The organism is Serratia sp. 22278 (assembly GCF_052045405.1).
GTDB lineage: Bacteria > Pseudomonadota > Gammaproteobacteria > Enterobacterales > Enterobacteriaceae > Serratia > Serratia marcescens.
In genome coordinates this window covers 284,164-298,546 of sequence record NZ_JBQEOW010000002.1, presented here as the reverse complement: position 1 = coordinate 298,546, position 14,383 = coordinate 284,164, and the positions used below count along the sequence as shown (strand labels likewise).

Below are 14,383 nucleotides of genomic sequence, written 5' to 3'. Positions count from 1 at the left end.
GCCATGAAAAACTGGATGTTGGGCCTGGTGGCCCTGACGGCCTCCGCTTCCGCCATGGCGCTGACGCCGTGGCAGAAAATCGACCATCCGGTGGCCGGCGCGCCGCAGGCGGTGGGCGGTTTCGCCAACGGTTGCGTCATCGGCGCGCAGCCGCTGCCGCTGAACTCACCGAACTACCAGGTGATGCGTACCGACCAGCGCCGCTATTTTGGCCACCCGGATCTGCTGGCGTTCATTCAGCGTCTCAGCAGCCAGGCGAATCAGAAAGCGCTGGGCACGGTGCTGATCGGCGACATGGCGATGCCGGCCGGCGGGCGCTTCAGCAGCGGCCACGCCAGCCACCAGTCGGGGCTCGATGTCGACATCTGGCTGCAGTTGCCGCGCCAACGCTGGAGCGCGCAGCAATTGCTGAAGCCGCAGCCGATCGACCTGGTGTCGGGCGACGGCAAGCAGGTGGTGGCGCGCCAATGGCAACCGCAAATTGAGTCGCTGATTAAGCTGGCGGCACAGGATGCGGAGGTGACGCGCATCTTCGTCAATCCGGCGATCAAGCAGCGCCTGTGCCTGGATGCCGGCGCCGATCGGGCCTGGTTGCACAAGGTGCGGCCGTGGTTCGGCCACCGTGCGCACATGCACGTGCGTCTGCGTTGTCCGGCCGGCAGCCTGGAGTGCCAGGAGCAGGATACGCCGCCGCCGGGCGACGGCTGCGGCGCCGAACTGGCGAGCTGGTTCGTACCGCATCAGCCGAACGCGAAGCCGGGCAAACCCGTGCCGCCGCCGTTACCGCCGACCTGTCAGGCATTGCTGGATCACCATTTCTCAGCGGAATAACACATGGACTGGTTCGTCATTGGCCCCGAGATGCTCGGGGTGTTGTTTGCGGTAGCGCTGCTGGCGGGGTTTATCGACTCCATTGCCGGCGGCGGCGGGTTGCTGACGGTGCCGGCCCTGCTGGCGGTGGGGGTTCCTCCGGCGCAGGCGCTGGCGACCAATAAGTTGCAGTCGGTCGGCGGCTCCTTCTCCGCCAGTCTGTACTTCATTCGTCGGCGAGCGGTGAATCTCAACGACCAGAAGCTGACGATTTTTCTGACGCTGATCGGCTCGATCGCCGGCGCCATTTTGGTGCAGCATATGCGCGCCGATTTGCTGCGGCAGATGTTGCCGCTGCTGGTGATCGGCATCGGTCTCTATTTCTTGTTGATGCCGCGACTGGGGGAGGAAGATCGTCAACGCCGCCTTGGCGCCTTGCCGTTCGGGCTGGTGGCCGGTGGTTGCGTCGGGTTTTACGACGGCTTTTTCGGCCCCGGCGCCGGTTCATTCTACGCGTTGGCCTACGTGACGCTGTGCGGTTTCAACCTCGCCAAGTCCACGGCGCACGCCAAAGTGCTGAACTTTACCTCCAACGTCGGCGGGTTGGCGCTGTTCATCATCGGCGGCAAGGTGGTGTGGAGCATCGGTCTGGTGATGTTGGTGGGGCAGGTGCTGGGGGCGCGTCTGGGCGCGCACATGGTGCTGACCCGCGGCCAGAAATTGATTCGGCCGATGATCGTGATCGTTTCGCTGGTGATGAGCCTCAAGCTGCTGTACGACAATCACGGCGCGGAAATTCAGCAGTGGTTGACCGCCTTGATGCACGGTTAAAGATGAAAAGGGGGCGTTGCTTACGCGCCCTGTCTTATCGGGTATAATGGCCTCTTTGTTTTTGTGGTTATAGAGTTTTTATGTCAGACACGCAGACCCGTCATCGCTATGAACAGCTGATCGAGATCTTCAATCGCTGCTTCAGCGATGACTACAACACTCGCCTGGTGAAGGGCGACGACGAACCCATTTACCTGCCGGCCGACGATGAACTGCCGTATCACCGCATCGTGTTCGCCCACGGTTTTTACGCCAGCGGCCTGCACGAAATCTCGCACTGGTGCATCGCCGGTGAAGCGCGCCGTCAATTGGTGGACTTCGGTTATTGGTATTGCCCGGACGGGCGCGACGCGCAGACCCAGAGCGAATTCGAAGCCGTGGAGATAAAACCACAGGCGCTGGAATGGATGTTCTGTGTGGCGGCCGGTTTCCCGTTTAACGTCAGCTGCGACAACCTGAATGGCGACTGCGAGCCGGATCGCATTGCGTTCCAACGCAAGGTGCGCGACCGGGTATTGACGCTGCTGGAGCAGGGAATACCCACAAGGCCTGCGCGCTTTATTCAGGCGCTGCAATCGTTCTACAATACGCCACCGTTGGCGGCCGAGCATTTTCCGTACCCGGAAGATCTCAACTGACGCCACAGTCCGTTATTTAATGAGGAAATTTGATGATCGCAGAATTTGAAGCGCGCATTTTGGCGCTGATTGATGACATGGTAGAGCACGCCAGCGATGATGAACTGTTTGCCGGTGGCTACCTGCGCGGTCATCTGACGCTGGCGGTGGCCGAAGCGGAAGAGCAGGGCGAACACACCGCTGAAGCGCTGAAAGCGCGGGTGGAGGAGAGCCTGCACAAGGCGATCGCCGCCGGTGAACTTTCGCCGCCGGATCAGATCCTGGTGCGCGGCATGTGGGAAAACCTCTATCAGGCTGCCACCCCTGCCGCCTGACCGCTATGCCGGGGCGCGATCGCCGCGCCCCTCCGGGTTGATTAAACCGCACATCCCTTCAGTAATTTCCGCACCCACATCCGATTCGGATTCAACGCCGCCAGCAGGCGCGCATCGCCCGGCAACGGCTCGCCGAACAGCTGCGCCGCCAAAATTTCCGCCGCCAGCGGCGCCGAGCTCAGCCCGCGCGAGCCTAATCCGCCGATAGCGAACAGGCCGGGATAGACCGGCGCATCGGCGACGGTTTCGCCGCGCTGATTTTGCCGCTGCAAATCCTGATACTGCGTCAGCGTGGCCTGATAGTCCGGCAGCGCGCCGACCATCGGCAGATGATCGCGGGTGGCGCTGCGCACGCCGCAGCGCGCCTGGCGTGCGCTGACGTCCACCTGCTGCGGCCAGGCCTGCTCCGGCAGGCAGCGCAGCAGGCGCTCGCGGTTTTCCTGTTGCTCCTGCTCGCGGTAGTCGGTGGCAATGTCGCCGCGCTGATAGCTGGCGCCAATGCAGTGCTGGCCGTTGTTGGCATTAATCGGCGTCAGGTAGCCGTCGTAGCACAAGACTTGCTTCAGTTGACCGAGGGCCGGCGAGGTCGGGATATGCGACACCTGCCCGCGTACCGAATACAGCGGCAGGGCTTCCGTCGGCGCCAGCTCGGCCAACCGATGGCCGTTGGCCAGGATCACCGTCGCATGGCGCCGGCTGTCGCCGTTGGCGAAATCGATGCGCCAGCCGTTTTCTTCCTGCGTCAGCATCTTTGCATCGTGCCGGTAGCGGCAGACCAAGCCCTGGCGCTGCGCCAGCGCGATAGCGCCGCGCGTCAGCTCGGCCGGGCACAGCCAGCCGCCTAGCGGGTAGGTGATGCCGCCAAAGCCGGTATCGACGCCGCAGCGTTCGCTGAGCGTCTCGCGGTCGGCCGCCATCGCCAAGGGCTGCGGCCAGTCGGTTTTCAGCATATTGGCGATCTTGGCGCTGCTCTTTTCGTCATAGGCCAACTGGCTGACGCCGCACCACTGGTGATCGAAGGCGACGCCTTGTTGCAACAGGGCGTCGTATTGGCGGCGGGCGAAGGGAAACGCGGCGCTGAAGAAACTCTCCAGCGCGTCGCCGCTGCCGTTCAGCAAAGGATAAATCGCGCCCTGGCGGTTGCCGGATGCGCCTTCGGCCGCCTGTTCATCGGCGCAGTACAGCGTGACGGTGGCGCCGCGCCGCAGCAAGGCCAGCGCAGTGAGCGCGCTGGCGACGCCGCCGCCGATCAGGGCGATGTCGGCGGTGTTGTCCGCCGCCGGGCGTCGATACCAGGGCGCTGGGTGTGCGGCGGGCTGCGCATCGGCCGGGAGCTCGCCGGCGAGCATTTCACGTTTTTGGCCGAAGCCTTTGCAGCGGTTGACCTGAAAACCGGCCTGCTGCAAGCCGCGGCGCACGAAGCCGGCGGCGGTAAAGGTGGCGAAGCTGCCTCCCGGCCGGGCGAAACGCGCCATGGCGGCGAACAGTTGATCGGTCCACATGTCGGGATTTTTTGCCGGCGCGAAGCCGTCGAGGAACCAGGCATCCACCTGGTTATTCATGCTGGCGTCAAACTGCGGCAGCAAATCGTTGACGTCGCCGAACCACAGATCGAGCGTAATGCGGCCTTCGGCTAACAGCAGGCGATGGCAACCCGGCAACGGCAGCGGCCATTGGGCGCGTAGTTCGTCGGCGTAAGGCGCCAGCTCCGGCCAGCGCGCATGCGCCGCCGCTAGGTCAGCCTGCTGCAGGGGAAATTTTTCGAAGCTGATAAAGTGCAGGCGCTGCAGCGTTGCGTCCGGCTCGGCCTGGCGAAAGCCGGCGAAGGCCTGCCATAGCGTGAGGAAATTGAGCCCGGTGCCAAACCCGGTTTCCGCCACGACAAACAGCGAGCGCGGGTGGACGGCGAAACGCTGCGGCAGCCGATTGCCGTGCAGGAAGACATAACGGGTTTCTTCCAGCCCATCCTGATTGGAAAAATAGACGTCATCAAACTGTTTCGAAACAGGTGTACCCTGTTCGTTCCAGGTTAGCGTTGCGGTTTGGATGGGGGCATGGTTCACGGTCAATGGCTCGAAATTCAAGGGATGCCGCGAATTCTAACGGCGCTGGCGCCTTGGCGCAAACTGGACAACAATAAAGCTGAAAAACGCTGATCGGACTTGTTCGGCTTACATCTGTACGCTAAAGTGCGATGCAAAATCCCGTAGGTAAATAGTGGAAGAGGTATTGAATGAAACGTGCAGTGATTACTGGCCTGGGAGTTGTCTCCAGCATTGGTAATAACCAGCAGGAGGTCCTGGCGAGCCTGCAGGAAGGACGTTCTGGGATCACTTTCTCCCAGGAACTGAAAGATTCCGGCATGCGTAGTCACGTATGGGGGCAAGTTAAGCTCGACACGACCGGCCTGATCGACCGCAAGGCGGTGCGTTTCATGAGCGATGCTTCCATTTATGCCTTCCTGGCGATGCAAGAAGCGATCGCGTCTTCCGGTTTGAAGGAAGAAGAGTATCAAAACAACCCGCGCGTAGGCCTGATCGCCGGTTCCGGCGGCGGTTCTCCGCGTTTCCAGGTGTTCGGCGCCGATGCGATGCGCAGCCCGCGCGGCTTGAAAGCGGTTGGCCCGTACGTGGTCACCAAAGCCATGGCTTCCGGCGTTTCCGCCTGCCTGGCGACGCCATTCAAAATCCACGGCGTGAACTACTCCATCAGCTCCGCTTGCGCGACCTCCGCACACTGCATCGGCAACGCGGTTGAGCAAATCCAGCTGGGCAAACAGGACATCGTGTTCGCCGGCGGCGGCGAAGAGCTGTGCTGGGAAATGGCCTGCGAGTTCGATGCGATGGGCGCGCTGTCCACCAAGTACAACGACACGCCGGAAAAAGCCTCCCGCACCTACGACGCCGATCGTGACGGTTTCGTCATCGCCGGCGGCGGCGGCATGGTGGTGGTTGAAGAACTGGAGCACGCGCTGGCGCGCGGCGCGCACATCTACGCAGAAATCGTCGGCTACGGCGCGACTTCCGACGGCGCCGACATGGTTGCACCTTCGGGCGAAGGCGCAGTGCGCTGCATGAAGATGGCGATGCAGGATCTGGACGCGCCGATCGACTACATCAACGTGCACGGCACCTCCACACCGGTGGGCGACGTGAAAGAACTGGGCGCCATTCGCGAAGTGTTCGGCGACAATACCCCGGCTATCTCCTCCACCAAGGCGATGACCGGTCACTCGCTGGGCGCCGCGGGCGTGCAGGAAGCGATCTACAGCCTGTTGATGCTGGAGCACGGCTTTATCGCACCGAGCATCAACATCGAAACGCTGGATGAGCAGGCGGTCGGCATGAACATCGTGACTCAGCCGACTCAGCGCGAGCTGACCACCGTGATGTCCAACAGCTTCGGCTTCGGCGGCACCAACGCCACCCTGGTGATGCGCAAACTGGCGAAATAATCCCGCCTGAGCCTCACCTCGCCATCAAGCCCGCGTTTTCGCGGGCTTTTTATTGCTCAAAGCCCACTTGCCGGGCGCTCGGAGTTTTCCCAAATCACATCCCCTGACACATCATTACCTCGCCATTACACGCGTTGGGCATACAATAGCCTGGTAGCGTGATTATCGCTCGGCGTAGCTTTATAAAGTGATCGAACATTGAGGCAAGAAGTATGAAAAAGTTAATTGCGGTTGGGTTACTGTCGGCCGTGTTGGCCGGATGCGCCACCGATTCTCCCTGCGTGCCGGTCTACGATGACCAGGGGCGTCTGGTGCATACCAACACCTGTATGAAGGGCACCACTCAGGATAACTGGGAAACCGCGGGCGCGATCGCCGGCGGCGCGGCGGCGGTTGCCGGTCTGACCCTCGGCATCATCGCGCTGACCAAGTGATCGGCGCGGAACAGGACTAAGCCCGGCCATGGCGTGCCGGGCTTTTTTATCTCACTGCACCAAAAACGCTTTGAACTGCGGCGTCATCACGGCGCTGAAACCGTCGTCGGTTTTACTGATCAGGTAGACCGCCAGCCCTTTCTCTTCCGCGAGCTGCAACGCTTTCTCCGTGCCCAGCACCATCAGACCGGTATCCCAGCCGTCGGCCTCGAGCGCGGTCGGGGCGATCACCGTGGCGGAAACCAGCCGGTGGTTGATCGGCCTGCCGGTGGTCGGATCGATGACATGGGAGTAGCGCTGGCCGTTTTGTTCAAAGTAGTTGCGGTAGCTGCCGGCGGTGCTGATGCCGTAACCGTGCAGATCAACCAGCGCCTGCACCGCATTTTCACGATCGGTCGGCTTTTGGATCGCCACCCGCCAGGGTTTGCCCTGGCCGTTGACGCCGCGCGAAGAGACCGCGCCACCGACCGATACCAGGTAGTTGGTAATGCCGTTGCGGTTCATCAGGCGCACCAACTCATCCGCGCCATAGCCTTCGCCCAGCGTCGAGAGATCGACATACATGTCCGGCAGATCTTTTTGCAGCCACTCCCCGCGGTTGTCGCTGATCAGCTTCAGGTGCTGCAGGCCGGTGCGCTGCTTCGCCGCGTCGATCTGCGCCTGTTCCGGCACCTTGACCGGATGTTTGTCTGGGCCGAATCCCCACAGGTTCACCAGCGGGCCGACGGTGATATCCATGGCGCCGCCGGTATCGCGGCCGATGCGTTGAGCCATTAACACGATGTCCGCCATGCCGCGTGGGATCGGCTGCGCCCCGAGGCTGGCGCTGCGGTTAAACCGCGACAGCACCGAATCGGCGCGGTAGGTAGAGATATCGTCGTTGGCCCGTTCGAGCACCGTGTCGATCTGCCGCTGCAGCTCTTGTTTGCCGATCGCGATGTCACCGCTGACCTTAACGCTGTAGAAGGTGCCCATGGTCTTGCCGTCGATATCGATTTGCGGGCGGGAGGAGGAGGCATTGTCGCAGGCGGCGAGCAGGGCGCATAAGGCGCTCAGCAACGCCCCTTTGGCGAACAGGGAAGCCATAACATGTCCTTTGAAAACGAGAAAGCCGCTACAAATAAAGTAAAGCGCGGCAAATGAAAAGCGGATAAAGGTAAAATAGCATTTTGCTGGCGCTGAAGCCGCGTCTGAGCTAACGTCTGCCCATTCTTTTCGGTGAGGTTCACACAGCCACCATGAGTTCAACCGCCATTTCTCGGCTTATCCACCCCTTTATCAAAGATCGCTTCTTGCATGCATTGCTGCTGGCCGGCGTGGCGATGTTCGCTTTTCATCCGCAACCGCTGACAGCGCTGGGTGGTTTTATCGACGGCCGTACCCTCATCACCCTGTTGGGGCTGATGCTGCTGACCAAAGGCGTGGAGGTCAGCGGTTACTTCGATTTTGTCGGCCGCAAGATTATCAACCGCTTGCTCAGCGAACGGCGGCTGGCGCTGTTCCTGGTGTTTTCCGCCGCGCTGCTGTCGTCGTTTCTTACCAACGATGTGGCGCTGTTTATCGTCATTCCGCTCACCATCACGCTGAAAAAGCTGTCGGCGCTGCCGGTTGGCCGCTTGATCATCTTCCAGGCGCTGGCGGTGAACGCCGGTTCGTTGCTGACGCCGATCGGTAACCCGCAAAATATCCTGCTGTGGAGCCGCTCCGGCCTCTCTTTCCTCGGTTTCATCGGCCAGATGGCGCCGTTTGGCGCCGCAATGATGTTGAGCTTGCTGGCGCTGACCTGGTTAAGCTTCCCGGCGCGCGACATTGTGAAAGCGCCGAATACCGAGGGGTATCCCTACCAGCGGCCGCTGTTGCTGAGCTGCGTAGGGCTGTATGCGGTTTTCCTGCTGAGTCTCGATTTCGATCTGCCGTTGTATGGGCTGTTGGCGGTGTTCGCCGGTTTCTTGCTGCTGGCGCGCCGGGTGCTGTTGCAGATCGACTGGAGCCTGATTTTCGTGTTCGCCGCCATGTTCATCGATGTCGGCCTGTTTACCCGTTTGCCGCCGCTTCAGCCGGCGTTCGCCGCCATCGCCGGGCTGAGCGAGGGCGGCGTGTATGCGTTGGGCGTTGGGCTGTCGCAGATCGTCAGCAACGTGCCGGCCACCATACTGTTGCTCAACTATGTGCCTTCCAGCGCTCAGCTGGCCTATGCGGTCAACGCCGGCGGCTTCGGGTTGGCGATCGGATCGCTCGCCAACCTGATTGCGCTGCGCATGGCGGGGGAGCGCATGATCTGGTTGCGCTTCCACTATTATTCGCTGCCGCTGTTGGTATGGGCCGCGTTGCTCGGCTGGCTGTTGAGCTAACTCTGATTACCGCTTTGCCGCGCGGCCAGCAGGCAAATGCTGCGGGTCACCTGATAGGATTTCACGAAGGCGCTGACGGGTAAAAACTCGAAGCGCGAGTGGAAGTTATGCGCGCCGGTGAAGTAATTGGGCGTCAGGATGCCGCGGCTGGAGAGCGCCGCGCCGTCGGTGCCGCCGCGCATCGGGATCACCTTCGGCGGGATACCGTGGGCGGCGAGGGCGCCGAAGATCAGATCGATAGCGCGCCGGTCCTCGCCGATGGCGTTGCTGATGTTGCTGTAGATGTCGCTGACGCTGCAGCTGACGTTGGCGCGCGGATAGTTGGCCGCCACCTGGCACACCGTCTCCTCAAGGCGGGCCTTGCGCGTCTCGAACGCCGCGCGATCGAAGTCGCGAATCGACACCTTCAGCGTCGCCTGATTGGCGTTGGCGGCCAGATCGGTGAACCAGAAATAACCCTCGCGCCCCTCGGTGTGCTCCGGGGTATCCTGCACGTCGAATCGGTTTATGATGTCGTTGGCGATGCGTATTGGGTTGATTAACACGTTTTTCGCCGACATCGGGTGGGCGGTCACTCCCTCGATGCGGATCTCTGCCGCCGCCGCGTTGAAATTCTCGTATACCACTTCACCCAGTTCGCAGCAGTCGATGGTGTAGGCGAAATCGACGGGGAAGCGCTGCAGATCCAGCGCCTTGGCGCCGCGCAGGCCGATTTCTTCGTCCGGCACGAACGCCACCACGATATCGCCGTGGCGATCGGCCGCGGTCAGGTTGGCCAGCAGCGTCATCACCACGGTGACCGCCGCCTTATTGTCGGCGCCCAGCACGCTGGTGCCGTCGCTGAACAGAATTTCTTCGTTCCGGTAGGGCAGGATCTCCGGATGCTCGGCGACCCGCAGCCAGATGTCTTGCTCGGCGTTCAGACATAAATCTTCGCCGGTGAAGCGCAGGCGCTGCGGGCGAATCTCGGGCGAGAGGCCAACGTCCACGGTGTCGATATGCGTGATGAAGCCGATGCGCGGCGCGCCGGGTTGGGTGCCGGGCTTGCGCGCGGTCACGGTGGCGTGCTCGTCGATTTGCACGTCGGCCAGGCCGAGCCGGCGCAGCTCGTCCGCCAACAGTTGCGCCATCTCATACTGCCCCGGCGTGCTGGGCAGGGTGGCTGCGGCGGCGTTACTCTGGCTGGTCACCGCCAGATAGCGGAAGAAACGTTCGGTAAGCTGTTCGGCAATCGGGCTGGTCATCGGAACTCCTCGCGGTTGGCAATCTACCGGTTTTAAAACGAAATCAGCCGTTTGTCCAACGGCGCAATGCGTAAACCGCCAGAATGCGAAGTATCGCGCAGAAACGAAAAATAGCGGTGCAACTAGGAAATAGTCGCAGGTTTCTGCGGCAAAATCGGTGTTAGCTGTGGGCCGGGATGCGCCCACATAACACTTATCTGTCCCTCAAGGAGAATTCATGCACACCGGTCACGCTCTGCTTATCACCTTACTGTCCCTGGGTATCTCTCACAGCGCCTGGTCGTCTGCCGATACCGGGCACGCCAACAGCAATGCCAACAGCCGCGAGGTGGCCAGCGCGTTGGGCGGCCTGAAGAACAAAACCTACGAACTGGAACAGGCGCCGAAGATCCGCGTCGCCAGCTTCAATATCGCCGCCGGCAAGGTCAGCGACATGACCGCCATCGCCAAGGCGATTCGCGCGATGAACGTCGACGTGGTGGCGCTGCAGGAGGTGGATAAACTCACCGCCCGCAGCGGGCGGGTCGATCAGGCGGCGGAACTGGCGAAGCTGACCGGCATGCAGGCGGTGTTCGGCCGGGCGATCGATTTCGACGGCGGTGAATACGGCCTGGCGTTTCTCTCGAAGTATCCGCTGCACGATGCCGTGATCTATCCGTTGCCGTCCGGCCAGCGCGAGCAGCGCATCGCCTTCAGCGCCAAGGTCGATGTGCCGGAGTTCCCGACGCCGATCACCCTGTTCAACACCCACCTCGATACCAAGGAAGATCCGACGATGCGTCTGGATCAGGTACGGGAGCTGAACGATCGCACCATCGAAGTGCGCGGCATCAAACTGCTGTTCGGCGACATGAACGACGTACCGGGCAGCGTCACCTGGCTGGAGCTGAGCCGCTATTGGAACGATATCATGCCCAACGGGCAGGACGGCCGCAGCTGGCCGGCGGAAAACGCCGAAATCAAGGTGGATTACATCTTTAGCGGCAATGCGCAGCGTTGGCATCTGGACAGCCTGACGGTGCCGAACGCTAGCGGCGATTGGAACGGCGTGCACTGGCCGGCGGTGAGCGATCACCTGCCGCTGGTTGCGGAGATGCGCCTGACCGAGCAATAAGCCGGCCGGCGTCTCTCCGGGGCAGGGCTAAGCCGCGGCGATCCGCGCCAGCCGCTCGACGGCGCTGCGGATCTCGCCCGGCGTCAGGGCCGAAAAGCCCAGCAGCCATCCGTCGCGCTGGGCCTGAACCGTTTGGTATTGCGCAGTTAACCCGGGCGTAAGGACGCCGAGCCGCCGCGCCTGCCGGCTGAGCGCCGCCTCCTGGCCGGGCGGCAGCCAGACGCTGAGCTGCAGGCCGCCGGCGGCGGGAGCGGGTGTGGCGAAGTGGCCGAGTTTTTCGCGCACTGCCGCCAGCAACACATCGCGCCGGCTATGGTAGAGTTGGCGCATGTAGCGGATATGCGCGGCGAAGTGCCCCTGGCGGATGAATTCGGCGGTGACCGCCTGCATCAGCTGCGCGCTGTGGCCGTCATACACCGTGCGCGCGGTGACGAACGCTTCAACCAGCGTGGGCGGTACGATCAGGTACGCCAACCGCAACGAAGGGAACAGCGATTTGGAGAAGGTGCCGAGGTACAGTACGCGGCCACGGCGATCCAGGCCCTGCATCGCCGGTATCGGCAGGCCGTCGTAATGAAACTCGCTGTCGTAATCGTCCTCAATGATCCAGGCCTGCTGCCTTTCCGCCAGCGTCAGCAATGCCAATCGGCGCGCCAGGCTGAGCGCTGCGCCGGTTGGGTATTGGTGCGAGGGCGTCAGATAAATCAAACGCGGCTCGGGCAAGGAGGGCTCAGCGTGCAGGCCGTCGCCGTCTACCGCCACCGGCGTCAGGGCGGCGCCGGCGCTGATAAAGGCGTTTCTCGCCCCGGCGTAACCCGGTTCTTCCATCCAGACGCTGTCGCCGCTGTCCAGCAGCAACGTGGCGAGCAGCTGCAGCGCCTGCTGCGAACTGGTCAGCACGATAACCTGGTTTGCATCGCAGATTACGCCGCGCGTTTGGTTGACGTGGGCGGCAATCGCTTCACGCAGCGGCAAATAGCCCTGCGGGTCGCCGTAGCGCAGCAGGCTTTCCCCCTGTAGCCGCAGGCGCTGCGCGGTCAACTGCTTCCACAAGGCCAGCGGAAACGCGCGCAGATCCGGCGAGCCGGCGGCAAACGCCTGTGGCTGCTGCGGATCGCGGCAGCCGCCGGTTTGCACGATCTGTTGGCCGCGCTGCGAAAGGCGCGGCAAGCCGGAGCCGGCTGCCGGCGGCGGTGATTTGGCGATGGTAATCGCCACAAAGGTGCCCTGGCCGACGCGGCGCTGCAAATATCCTTCCGCCTCCAACTGACCGTAGGCTGCTTCGACGGTCACCCTTGAGAGGCTCAGATCCCCAGCCAGCACTCGGCTGGAGGGCAGGCGTTGCCCAATGCTCAATGCGCCGTGGTGGATGGCTTGCCGCAATGCCGCGCACAAACGATCGCGCAGTGTGCCGACGGCCTGGGGCGATTGCTGAAACAGCGTGATCAGCGTGTGCCGCATAATGGGTCTTATCATCTGTGGATAATGGGTATCAATCATAAGACCAAAATGGGGCACTATTGTCATCTGTCTTGATGCACGGGAGTAAGTGATATGTCGAAAGAATCATTGGTGCTGGCTTTTCCGCCGGCGGCGCCGGAAGAGAGTTTGGCCTACCTGGCGGCCAAACTGAGCCGCTATGCGGATGCCTGGGATGTGGCGGAAGATCTGCGCAATGGCGTGGACGGGATAGTGGTGATCGATACCCGCGCGGAGGCGCTGTACGCCGCCGGGCATATTCCCGGCGCGTTCAGCTTGCCGCATCGCCTGATGGATGAAGCCGGCACGGCGCATCTGGATCGTCAAAAGGTGTATGTGACCTACTGCGACGGCATTGGCTGCAACGGATCCACCAAAGGCGCTTACAAGCTGGCGAAACTGGGATTCAGGGTGAAGGAGCTGATCGGCGGGCTGGACTTCTGGCTGCGCGATGGCCATCCATTGGCCATCGGAGAACAGCCGGGATCGCTGCGCGATCGGGCGGCTGCTGAGGACTGCGGCTGCGCCTGAGGCGTTAAAACACCAGCGCCAGCACGACCGCCAACGCCAACAGCAACAGGATCAGCGCCACGGCCGGCTTGCTGAGCGCTTTCTGCAGCGGCAGAGGCAGAGCGGCGATCAGCGGGTTGAGCAGCGGCTGCGGTTCGACAGGGTGGCTGGCGATCGGCTGCGCCTGGCCGGCTTTATCCAGACGGCGGGCAAACAGCTGATGAATGGCGTCGCTCATTTGCGGGTGCGTCAGCGGTGCATTGGCGCCGCAGTTGAAGCGCGCCTGGCAATAGTCGTTCATCTGCTGCAGTTCTTGCTCATCCGCCGGCTGTTTTAGCGCCGCCAGCAGGTTGTTCAGCGTCGGCGCGTTCTGCGGGCTGAGCGCCACCTTCACCTGTAAAAACTGGTTCAGCAGCTGGAAGTGGCGCGCCGGCAGCGGATCGTTGGTTTTCACGCCCGCCAGATCGAACAGCGTTTGCCAGATTTTAGCCGGCGCTTCGCCGGTCGCGGCGCTGAGTTTGGTGATCTGCTGCTGCAGGCTTTGATGCTCTGCGGGCAGCAGCGGGCGATCGCTGGTGGCGGTTTGCTGCGGCTGGGGAATGGTCAGGCCGCCGGTCTGCAACAGATTCAGCACCTGCTGCAATTGCGGTGGGCTCAGCTGGCTCAACACCGTATGGCCGAACTGCTGGCGAATAAAGTCGCTGACCGCCTGGCGGTTATTGCCCTGCGGCAGCAATTCGGCCAGCTGTTGCAGCAGTTGGCGCCCGGCATGGTTTTGTTGCGCCTGCGTCAGGCGCGTTTGCAGCAGCTGTTCCGCCGGTTGAAAATGGCGCGCCAGCAGTTCGCCACCTTTGTCGGCGCCGAGATCGTGACGCAGAGACGCCCAGATCTCCGCCGATTTGGCCGGGCTGAGCGTCATGATTTTCACGATCAGTTTTTCCAGCGTCGTGCGCTGCGCCGGAGAGAGAGGTTGATCGTCAGTGGCCGCCGTTTTGCCCGGGGAGGGGGGGCGTTCGCCGGCGATTGGGGTGCCCGGCCCACTCAAAGGTTGCATATCACCAGTCCTTCGCTGTGTATCCCCGCAGTGTGCCTGGAGGAGAGAATCGTCATCGTACCCGGCGAAAAGCGCAGGCTTACCGTCTATGATACCTGTAAATCGCCGCCATCAATACCGCCGCTCAGACATTTCTTTACCGACAAAACG

General features: G+C 62.3%; 14 protein-coding genes. 9 read left to right on the top strand and 5 right to left on the bottom strand.

Annotation, left to right across the window (positions count from 1 at the left end; translation table 11 throughout):
- Positions 1–3: 3 nt before the first annotated feature.
- The 4 genes from mepA to ACTJJ6_RS06010 all read left to right on the top strand — a co-directional run bounded on the left by mepA (position 4) and on the right by ACTJJ6_RS06010 (position 2,593).
- On the top strand, positions 4–831 hold the full coding sequence (mepA, locus tag ACTJJ6_RS06025; protein ID WP_089184865.1) for a penicillin-insensitive murein endopeptidase: 828 nt from the start codon (positions 4–6) through the stop codon (positions 829–831).
- A 3-nt stretch (positions 832–834) separates the two neighbouring features.
- The gene (locus ACTJJ6_RS06020; RefSeq protein ID WP_016926853.1) at positions 835–1,641 is read left to right on the top strand and encodes a sulfite exporter TauE/SafE family protein; all 807 of its coding nucleotides are present in this window, start codon (positions 835–837) and stop codon (positions 1,639–1,641) included.
- A gap of 80 nt (positions 1,642–1,721) precedes the next feature.
- Entirely contained in the window at positions 1,722–2,279 is a 558-nt protein-coding gene (locus ACTJJ6_RS06015; RefSeq protein WP_016926854.1) for an elongation factor P hydroxylase, read from the top strand.
- Positions 2,280–2,311: 32 nt separating this feature from the next.
- Positions 2,312–2,593: a YfcL family protein gene (locus ACTJJ6_RS06010; RefSeq protein WP_016926855.1), complete on the top strand. Its 282-nt coding sequence runs from the start codon at positions 2,312–2,314 to the stop codon at positions 2,591–2,593.
- A 41-nt stretch (positions 2,594–2,634) separates the two neighbouring features.
- Here ACTJJ6_RS06010 and mnmC read toward each other — a convergent pair whose 3' ends face one another.
- Complete coding sequence (gene mnmC / locus ACTJJ6_RS06005) at positions 2,635–4,656, bottom strand: bifunctional tRNA (5-methylaminomethyl-2-thiouridine)(34)-methyltransferase MnmD/FAD-dependent 5-carboxymethylaminomethyl-2-thiouridine(34) oxidoreductase MnmC (RefSeq protein ID WP_440803077.1); 2,022 nt, start codon at positions 4,654–4,656, stop codon at positions 2,635–2,637.
- Between the two features lie 170 nt (positions 4,657–4,826).
- On the opposite strand from mnmC, the gene fabB reads away from it, so the two are divergent.
- Positions 4,827–6,047, top strand: coding sequence for a beta-ketoacyl-ACP synthase I (gene fabB / locus ACTJJ6_RS06000; RefSeq protein ID WP_004936203.1), 1,221 nt, complete (start codon positions 4,827–4,829; stop codon positions 6,045–6,047).
- 212 nt (positions 6,048–6,259) lie between these two features.
- A complete protein-coding gene (locus ACTJJ6_RS05995; RefSeq protein ID WP_004936201.1) occupies positions 6,260–6,481 on the top strand; it encodes a hypothetical protein in 222 nt (73 codons plus the stop codon).
- Positions 6,482–6,532: 51 nt separating this feature from the next.
- On the opposite strand, the gene apbE is transcribed toward ACTJJ6_RS05995, so the two are convergent.
- Positions 6,533–7,567, bottom strand: a complete 1,035-nt coding sequence (apbE, locus tag ACTJJ6_RS05990; protein ID WP_440803080.1) for an FAD:protein FMN transferase ApbE — start codon at positions 7,565–7,567, stop codon at positions 6,533–6,535.
- Positions 7,568–7,719: 152 nt separating this feature from the next.
- Between apbE and ACTJJ6_RS05985 the strand changes: the two genes are divergently transcribed.
- The gene (locus ACTJJ6_RS05985) at positions 7,720–8,832 is read left to right on the top strand and encodes an SLC13 family permease (RefSeq protein WP_079450310.1); all 1,113 of its coding nucleotides are present in this window, start codon (positions 7,720–7,722) and stop codon (positions 8,830–8,832) included.
- On the opposite strand, the gene pepT is transcribed toward ACTJJ6_RS05985, so the two are convergent.
- Entirely contained in the window at positions 8,829–10,076 is a 1,248-nt protein-coding gene (gene pepT, locus ACTJJ6_RS05980) for a peptidase T (RefSeq protein WP_239043722.1), read from the bottom strand. The genes ACTJJ6_RS05985 and pepT overlap by 4 nt on opposite strands.
- Positions 10,077–10,293: 217 nt before the next feature.
- Between pepT and ACTJJ6_RS05975 the strand changes: the two genes are divergently transcribed.
- Positions 10,294–11,190 carry an endonuclease/exonuclease/phosphatase family protein gene (locus ACTJJ6_RS05975; RefSeq protein WP_016926861.1) on the top strand — a complete coding sequence of 299 codons (897 nt, stop codon included), beginning with the start codon at positions 10,294–10,296 and terminating at the stop codon, positions 11,188–11,190.
- 27 nt (positions 11,191–11,217) lie between these two features.
- Here ACTJJ6_RS05975 and pdxR read toward each other — a convergent pair whose 3' ends face one another.
- Positions 11,218–12,651, bottom strand: a complete 1,434-nt coding sequence (gene pdxR / locus ACTJJ6_RS05970; protein ID WP_185976505.1) for a MocR-like pyridoxine biosynthesis transcription factor PdxR — start codon at positions 12,649–12,651, stop codon at positions 11,218–11,220.
- 93 nt (positions 12,652–12,744) lie between these two features.
- On the opposite strand from pdxR, the gene ACTJJ6_RS05965 reads away from it, so the two are divergent.
- Positions 12,745–13,200 (top strand): rhodanese-like domain-containing protein, encoded by a 456-nt coding sequence (locus tag ACTJJ6_RS05965; RefSeq protein WP_049300077.1) that lies wholly within the window; start codon positions 12,745–12,747, stop codon positions 13,198–13,200.
- Positions 13,201–13,204: 4 nt separating this feature from the next.
- Here ACTJJ6_RS05965 and flk read toward each other — a convergent pair whose 3' ends face one another.
- Positions 13,205–14,233, bottom strand: a complete 1,029-nt coding sequence (gene flk / locus ACTJJ6_RS05960; protein WP_049300076.1) for a flagella biosynthesis regulator Flk — start codon at positions 14,231–14,233, stop codon at positions 13,205–13,207.
- Between the last annotated feature and the right edge of the window lie 150 nt (positions 14,234–14,383).